Origin of the sequence: Micrococcus sp. (assembly GCF_030523875.1) — a bacterium.
Taxonomy (GTDB): Bacteria; Actinomycetota; Actinomycetes; order Actinomycetales; family Micrococcaceae; genus Micrococcus.
Map to the genome: position 1 here is coordinate 1 of NZ_JAUNHR010000140.1, position 2,919 is coordinate 2,919.

At 75.3% G+C, this 2,919-nt stretch carries 4 protein-coding genes; 2 read left to right on the forward strand and 2 right to left on the reverse strand.

Annotated elements, in window-relative coordinates:
• Both ruvC and Q4D18_RS11430 read right to left on the reverse strand, forming a co-directional pair.
• Positions 1-503 (reverse strand): crossover junction endodeoxyribonuclease RuvC (gene ruvC / locus Q4D18_RS11425; protein ID WP_303128515.1); only part of this gene is annotated, 503 nt, incomplete at its 3' end.
• Between the two features lie 5 nt (positions 504-508).
• Positions 509-1,270 carry a YebC/PmpR family DNA-binding transcriptional regulator gene (locus Q4D18_RS11430; protein WP_303128516.1) on the reverse strand — a complete coding sequence of 254 codons (762 nt, stop codon included), beginning with the start codon at positions 1,268-1,270 and terminating at the stop codon, positions 509-511.
• Positions 1,271-1,428: 158 nt separating this feature from the next.
• On the opposite strand from Q4D18_RS11430, the gene Q4D18_RS11435 reads away from it, so the two are divergent.
• Together Q4D18_RS11435 and Q4D18_RS11440 are read left to right on the forward strand one after the other, a co-directional pair.
• Positions 1,429-2,082, forward strand: a complete 654-nt coding sequence (locus tag Q4D18_RS11435) for a hypothetical protein (RefSeq protein WP_303128517.1) — start codon at positions 1,429-1,431, stop codon at positions 2,080-2,082.
• The coding region (locus tag Q4D18_RS11440; RefSeq protein WP_303128518.1) for a M3 family metallopeptidase at positions 2,007-2,919 on the forward strand (913 nt) is incomplete at its 3' end. The genes Q4D18_RS11435 and Q4D18_RS11440, both read left to right, overlap by 76 nt.

A 2,919-nucleotide genomic window follows, 5' to 3' on the forward strand; every position in this document is an offset into this window, starting at 1 on the left:
CCGAGGGCGGTGCCGCGCCAGGCGTGGGCGATGGCCAGGGCGAGGGCGTCGGCGGCGTCGGCGGGACGGGGCGGGGCGTCCAGGCGCAGGATGCGGGTGACCATCGTGGTGACCTGCTCCTTGCCGGCGTCGCCGTCCCCGGTGACGGCGGCCTTGACCTCGGAGGGGGTGTGCAGGCCCACGGGGACGCCGGCGCGGGCGGCGGCGGCGATGGCCACGCCCGCGGCCTGGGCCGTGCCCAGGACGGTGGGGGTGTTGTTGTTGGCGAACATCCGCTCGACGGCGGCGCGCGCGGGCGAGAAGCGCGCGAGCACGGCGGTCACCGCCTCGTCGATGCGCAGCAGGCGGGCGTCGAGCGGGGTGTCGGCGGGCGTGCCCACGACCTCGACGTGGACGAGCGAGGCCCGCCGACGCGCGTCCACGTCCACCACGGCGATCCCGCAGCGGGTGAGCCCGGGGTCCACCCCGAGCACGCGGACGACGTCGACGGGCCCGGCCGCCACGACGCTCAGTCCTCCTCGAGCTCGGCGAGGAGCTCGGGGGCGATGTCCACGTTCGAGAAGACGCTCTGCACGTCGTCGAGCTCCTCGACGGCGTCCACGAGCTTCAGGAAGGTGCGGGCCCCCTTGGCGTCCAGCTCGACCTTCATGGTGGGCACGTACTCGAGCTCGTCGGTCTCGTAGGCGATCCCGGCGGCGTCGAGAGCCTGCGCCACGGCGCGCAGGTCCGAGGGCGCGGAGACGATCTCGAACTCGTCGCCCGACTCCACGACCTCCTCGGCGTCCGCGCCGCCCTCGAGCACGGCCTCGAGCAGGCCGTCCTCGGTGTTGCCCTCGGCGGGCAGGCGCACGAGGCCCTTGCGGTTGAACAGGAATGACACGGAGCCAGAGTCGGCCATGGTGCCGCCGTTGCGGGTGACCGCGGCGCGCACGTCCGCGGCGGCCCGGTTCTTGTTGTCGGTGAGGCACTCCACGAGCAGGGCCGAGCCCTGCGGGCCGCGGACCTCGTACATGATCTCGGTGTAGTCGATGACCTCGCCGGTCAGGCCGGCGCCGCGCTTGATGGCGCGCTCGATGTTGTCGTTGGGCACCGAGTTCTTCTTGGCCTTGGAGACGGCCAGGTCGAGGGCCGGGTTGCCGGCCAGGTCGGCGCCGCCGGCGCGGGCGGCCACCTCGATGCCCTTGATGTACTTGGCGAAGGCCTTGGCGCGCCGCTGGTCGATCACGGCCTTCTTGTGCTTGGTCGTCGCCCACTTGGAATGGCCGGACATGCGGGTCTCCTCATCGTCAGGCGCGCCGCCCGAGGGGCGCGCGGTCGTCGTCACCGGCGGGCCCGGCGAACGGGCCCCGCACTCGACCGACCACTCTACCGCCGCGGTCCCGCGCGCCCCTGGATCCTGCGGACGGGGCCGCGGCCTACGCTGGCCCCATGACCCAGATCACCGACCGGCTCCCGGCCGGACACCCCCTCCTGTCCCCCTCCCCCCTGCCCCTCGAGCTGCCCGACTTCGCCGCCGTGAGCGACGCCGAGCTGGCCGCCGGCCTGCGCCACGGCATGGCCGAGCACCGCGCCGAGGTCGAGGCCCTGCTCTCCTCGGACGAGGCTCCCACGTTCGCGAACACGGTGCGCGCCCTGGAGCTGTCCGGGCAGCTGCTGCGCCGGGTGGCTCCGATTTTCTTCACCCTGGTGGGTTCGGACGGCACCGACGCGCGGCAGGCGCTCGCCGAGGAGCTCTCCCCCGAGCTGGCCGCCCACGAGGACGCCGTGCTGCTGGACCCGCGGCTGGCCGAGCGCGTGGCCGCCGTCGACGACGCCGACCTCACCGGGGAGGACGCCCGCCTGCTGGCGGACCTGCGCACGCGCCTCGAGCTGGCCGGCGCCCACCTGGCCCCGGCGCAGCGGGACGAGCTGCGGCGGACCAACGGGGAGCTGGCCGCCGCCAAGGCCGCCTACACCCGGCGCCTGGTGGCGGACACGGCAGCCCGGGCCGTCCTGGTGACCGACCGGTGGCGGCGGCCGCCGCGGCCGCGGCGGAGGCCGGGCACGGAGAGGGGGACGCGGACGCGGGGCCCTGGCTGCTGACGCTGTCCCTGTTCACCTCGCAGCCGTGGCTGGCGGACCTGGAGGACGCGGGGCTGCGGCGAGAGGTGTTCCAGGCCTCCGTCGCGCGCGGGTCGGAGGGCGAGCACGAGACGCTGTCCACGGCGATGCGGATCGTGCGGCTGCGCCTGGAGAAGGCGCGGCTGCTCGGTGCGGCGTCCTGGGCGGAGCACGCGCTGAAGGACCGGGCGGCGCCGTCGGTGGGGGCGGTGGAGGAGCTGCTGGGCGCGCTGGTGGGGCCCGCCATGGCCAATGCGCGGGCGGACGCGGCCGTGGTGGCGCCGGACGGCGGCGCCGTGGCCCCGTGGGACTGGCCGTTCCTCTCGGCTCGGCACGCCCGGGAGGCGTTCGCGGTGGACGCGGGGGCGCTGCGCCCGTTCTTCCCGCTGGACCGGGTCCTCACGGAGGGCGTGTTCGCGGCGGCGACGGCGCTGTACGGGCTCTCGTTCGCCGAGCGCCCGGAGCTGGCGGGGCACCTGTACCGGCCCGGGATCCGGGTGTGGGAGGTGACGGACGAGTCCGGCGTCGTGATTGGGCTCTTCGTGGGGGACTTCTTCGCGCGCGCCACGAAGTCGGGCGGGGCGTGGATGCACACGGTGCGGGACCGGTCGGAGGCCCTGGGCGAGCGCCCGGTGGTCTTCTGCACCATGAACGTGCCGGCCCCGGCGGCGGGTCGGCCGGCGCTGCTCACGCTCGACGAGACGACGACGCTCTTCCACGAGTTCGGCCACGTGCTGCACGGGCTGCTGGCCGAGGGCGAGTACGCCTCCCTGACGGGCACGAGCGTGCCCCGGGACGTGGTCGAGTTCCCCAGCCAGG